Origin of the sequence: Bartonella sp. ML70XJBT (genome assembly GCF_028618425.1) — a bacterium.
GTDB lineage: Bacteria > Pseudomonadota > Alphaproteobacteria > Rhizobiales > Rhizobiaceae > Bartonella.
Genome location: NZ_JAQISX010000046.1, coordinates 1 through 4932, shown reverse-complemented (window position 1 = coordinate 4932; position 4932 = coordinate 1). Strand labels below are relative to the sequence as shown.

Annotated in this window: 3 protein-coding genes and 2 pseudogenes; all 5 read left to right on the top strand. The window is 40.6% G+C overall.

The features are described from left to right. A pseudogene (locus PVV65_RS08990) lies at positions 1–437 on the top strand (hypothetical protein); the annotation flags it as partial. Positions 438–449: 12 nt separating this feature from the next. Further along, entirely contained in the window at positions 450–1772 is a 1323-nt protein-coding gene (locus PVV65_RS08985) for a hypothetical protein (protein ID WP_273789929.1), read from the top strand. An 8-nt stretch (positions 1773–1780) separates the two neighbouring features. After that, complete coding sequence (locus tag PVV65_RS08980) at positions 1781–3889, top strand: glycine zipper family protein (RefSeq protein ID WP_273789928.1); 2109 nt, start codon at positions 1781–1783, stop codon at positions 3887–3889. After that, the gene (locus PVV65_RS08975; protein WP_273789927.1) at positions 3882–4517 is read left to right on the top strand and encodes a transglycosylase SLT domain-containing protein; all 636 of its coding nucleotides are present in this window, start codon (positions 3882–3884) and stop codon (positions 4515–4517) included. The genes PVV65_RS08980 and PVV65_RS08975 overlap by 8 nt, the downstream gene beginning before the upstream one ends. An 11-nt stretch (positions 4518–4528) precedes the next feature. Continuing rightward, positions 4529–4932: pseudogene (locus PVV65_RS08970) on the top strand (phage tail protein); the annotation flags it as partial.

Genomic DNA, 4932 nt, shown 5'->3' with positions numbered 1-4932 from the left:
AAGATGAGTTGCGCAAGGCGAGTGGTTCTGTTTATGCGCGGGCAATGTCTGATCAGTACGATAAGGATTGGCAACGCATGATGCAAGCAAATTCGATGATTGATCAATTGAATGAGAACCGCTTAGGCATGGTAGGCAATCTATTCCCCGCCTACAACAATGCTTATTCCAATATGTTGCAGGGAAGCGGTGTTTTGAATGATTACAATCAACGGCTTGTTGACGCCAACCGCGAACATTGGCTGGAGCAAGACAATAGCGGTTGGAATAGATTGAATATGCTTATGAATGCTGGTCATGGTTTTGCAAGAGATTACGGTACGACAACGAATAATATGACAGGCTCTGAGATGCAAGGCAATAATCCTTGGCAGAATTTTGCGATGGCTATTTATGGAGCAAAGCAGGTAGCGGAAAAGTTTGCAGGACAATTTTAAAGAGGTGATGTAATGGTTTTTATGAATTTTAATCCGAGAGATAAAAGTTTTGCACTTAAACGTCCAAAAACGATAACAGAACGATTGCAGGAAGCAATACAACAAAATCAGAGACCGGAATATCAACTACCAGTTTTTCCTAGTATGATTTCTACGAATAATCCGTATAATTATAATATAGGTCCTTTTTCTCCTACTCCAATAGGCTCTATTTATCCTATTGAAGAGAATAAATCCACTTCGATTCCAAAAGAAGAAATCCCACCTAGTATAGGAAATAATGTATCTGTTCCAACAAAACCAGTTGCACCACAAGAACAGCGTCCTGAACCTGAACCTAGTTTTTGGGATAAACTTTCTCGTTTTTCACAGTCTGATGTTAGTAAAAATATTGATGATTTTCTTTTAGGAGCAATAACAGCGAGTCCAGATTCGTCTGGGTGGCAACTTTTCGCTAAAGGACTGAAGAACTTGCATGAAGGCGATAAGCAAAGAGGTAAAGTTAACCAGACCGTCGAGTATCTAAAATCCAAAGGCTACAGCGAAGAAGAAGCGCGGGTTATGGCAAGTAATCCTCAAATGCTTAGTGCACTGTTGACAGGTGATGATAAACCTAAGTTACTTGCGGGGCATGAATGGTATACCAATCCACAGACAGGTAAACGTGGACAGAAACCGATGGAAGGGACTCTACAGGAATTGGAGTATAATCAGAAAAAACGAGACATAGAAGAGTGGGAAATAAATAAGAGAAATGCTGCTGAGATAGCAGCAAAAGAAATTGATCACATTATAGGGACAGTGAATGATGCTCTTCAACTTATAGACGCAAACCCCGACAAGGTTGCAGGTATAATTGGTTCACTTGCTCAGCTTGCTCCGGGTTCTGATGCAAAATCATTAAGAACGAAATTTAAACAGCTTGAAGGTGGTATCTTTACTCGAGTGATTGAAACAATCAAAAAACAAAGTCAAAATGGCTCATTGGGAGTAGGACCTTTATCTAATGAAGAAAGCGCGCGGTTGGTAGCATCTTATGGTTCTTTGGATATTAGCGATAAACCTGAAGAACTACATAAAACTCTGCTAAAAATTAAAGATATGTTTGATCTTTTTAAACGACTGAATGATGAGGAAATTTATAGGTTATCAAACGGGATGGAAGTAAGACGGCGTAATAATCCTTCTGCTCAATATTATAATCGGTCGATGTCACAAGGAGGTAGTGTAAATCCACTTATTTTGAAAAGTGTAGAAGAGGTTGAAGCTCTACCACAAGGAGTAAAGGCTTTTATTATTGATGCAAATGGTAAAGTGGTTCCTGTAATAAAATAGGTTGTGCTATGTCTGAATATAAAGATTATGATAAGTCACTCTTACCTGAATGGGCTAGGAAATTAAAAGTAATTGGTCCACCTCAAGATATTTCAAATTTTCAAACAACAACAGATTATTCTGAATATAAAGATTATGATAAGTCACTCTTACCTGAATGGGCTAGGAAATTAAAGGTAATTGGTCCACCTCAAGATATTCCTAATACTCAAGAAACACCTCATGATTTTTCATTTGATGATAAAGATCTTACGCGGTGGGATGCACTTAGAAGTCATGGTGCATCTGGTTTGACAGCAGGATATAGTGATGAGATACAAGCGGCGTATGAAGCAGGTTTTACAGATTATTGGCGTGGCGATAAACGAGCAGAAGAGATCTATAATAAACGGGTAGCAAAAGAACGAGCTTATTTAAAAGCCTTGGAAAAGAAACATCCAATATTATCTTCTATTGGTTATATTGCTGGTTCGATTGTACCAACAGTGGCATCATTTATCCCTGGGCTTGGACTTTTGAGAGTAGGTTCTGCGCTATCAACATTTGGAAATCTTGGTAAGGCGGTAGTTTTAGGAGCAGGTTCTGGAGCTTTGCATGGCTCTGGTGCAGGAGATGGTTTTTATGGTCGTCTTGGTTCGGCAGGGATTGGTGGTGGTATTGGAGCTGTTGCTGGTCCTGTTGGTTCTCTTACTGGTACATTCGTTTCTTCAGGATTGAAGAAAGTAGGACATGGATTGCAACATGTTCCTTTTATAAAAGGAGGTCGTTTTAATCCTGCTCATAAGGACATTCAAACCAGAGCAGTCAGAGAAGTTGCAAAAACATTATATGATGATGGCGTTGAGAATGTTGCAGAACATCTTGCAAGTGCGCCACGTCATGCATTTTTGACAGATATTAGTCCGAATTTAGAAGTATTGCTTGCGAATATGGGGAAAACCAATCCGCGTGTTTCTTCACTTTTGAAAGGAGCCCACGAGGGACGGATGCAGGGAGCCGTTCAGCGTCTTCGTCAATCGGCAGATGACAACATTACTCCTCTCCAAGATACGAAAGTTCTAAAAAGGTTGCTTAAAGAGCAAGGGGAAGCAGCACATGGACATCTTTATGCACAAGCCTATCGTACTCCAATAGAAAAAAGATATTATCCAGCTCTTAATAGGCTTTTTAAAAATAAATGGTTTCAAGAAGCTCTCAAAGAAGCAGTTGATACCTTAGAAGGACACCCACGTAAAGCAATTGCTCAACGATTTTATGATAAAAATTTTCGCCATATTAACTATAAGCCCACAATGGAGTTATTAGACCAAACTAAGCAATCTCTAGATAATTTGATAGAGAAATATAAAAATTTTGGTGATATGGATAAGAGCTCTGGTTACCAATTGATTAAGAACAATTTGGTAAAGATAACGGATGAAATCTCTCCTACTTATAAAGCAGCACGGGGTAGCGCAGCAAAATACAAAGGCTTTGCAGAAGCCATAAGCCAAGGCAAAAGAATTGCAGAAAAAGATATTTCAGGAGAGGGAATAGCCGAAGGACTTCGTAAAGGAGCGATGCCGGATGGTCTTAATACCTATCGCGTAGGGATAAGGGACTATATCGATGATATATTAAAAAAATCCCGCTCTGTTAATAGACTTTCGAATATTTTACAAACGGAGAGCATGTCTGAAAATCTTAGCAGATCTTTAAGTCCTAAAAACGTTAAAGCGCTTAGAAAAGCTGTAGATGATGAAATATTTTATGAAGATGCGGCGAAAAGGGCACTAAAGCCATTTCAAGGAACGCCAGAGGCTTCTGTTCTAGAAGGAGTTCGCTTACCGCACGGAAAATTTAGTGCAGCACATGAAGGGGCAAAAATTACTCAAAATATTTTATCTGATACGATTAGGAAATTACCTCAAAAAGAAAGACAAATATTTGAACGGGATATAGCAAAATTAGCAACTTTTGGCGTTAAGGGTATGAGCCCGCAGGAAGTTGCTAATATGTTACAAAGATTTATACTATTACATAAAGCAGGAATTGGTAATGAACGTTTCTGGCATTTTATTTCTTCGGCACTGATGGGAGAAGCTGGCAGATTTGCAAGGAGCAAAATCTATGGCTAGATATAGTCCTTCAGTTGATCAAGCGATACGTCAAGCAGCAGCGCGGTATGGCTTGCCGGAAAGCTATTTATACCGTGTTGCGCAAGTGGAGAGTGGAGGCAATCCCAATGCAAGGAATCCGCGTTCTTCTGCGGGTGGTTTGTATCAGTTTATAGACAGTACAGCCAAGCAATATGGTTTGCAGGACCGTTTTGACCCGATGCAGGCAGCCGATGCGATGGGGAGATTGACCCTTGATAATCGTAATCATTTAAGCCGTGTATTGGGAAGGGCACCAACAGAGGCAGAATTATATTTAGCCCATCAACAAGGGGCAGGAGGAACCCGTCTTTTACAAAATCCCCATGCCAATGCAGCGCAATTGGTTGGCAGCAATGCGGTTGGTTTGAATGCAGGCAATAATGCAATGCGTGCAAGTGATTTTGTTAATCGTGTTTTTCAAATGTATGGGGGAGAGCAACCTTATAGAGCAAGTCCTATAGCACGAGGGGGCATTGGCAATAGAGACAACTTGTTAGAGGTTTTACGGGCATTATTAGCCTCACAGGAAGAGCCTTCAGAAGAAGAGCATGAAGAAGATGATAATCCTTTGATGACACAATTCATGCGGGCATTTTACGGAATTTAAGGGTCAAAATCATGTCAACAATATATGACTGGTCGCTTAGAGCGGTGGATAACACGCGCGCGGATGATTTGATTGATTGGTCAGAAGGACAGCACCCTAGCCGTGTAAACACGAGCGCCCGTGTGATGATGCAGCGTGTCAAGGAATACTTGCTAGACACGGGTGGAACGCTTGAAGGGATTGTTACAAATGATCATGCTCAACAAACAACCTTGATAAGGCTTGAAAGCCAAACGGCATTTTTGGAGTATAAGAATGGGATTGTTTTGCGCTTTATGGCAACGGGTAAGAATATTGGAGCAACAACGATTGCTTTGAATGCTTTAGAGGACAAGCCGGTTTATAAAGCAACCGCCTTAGGGGTTGGTGTCTTATTGGGCGGGGAAATCCAGCAGGGATGCATTTATACATTAGT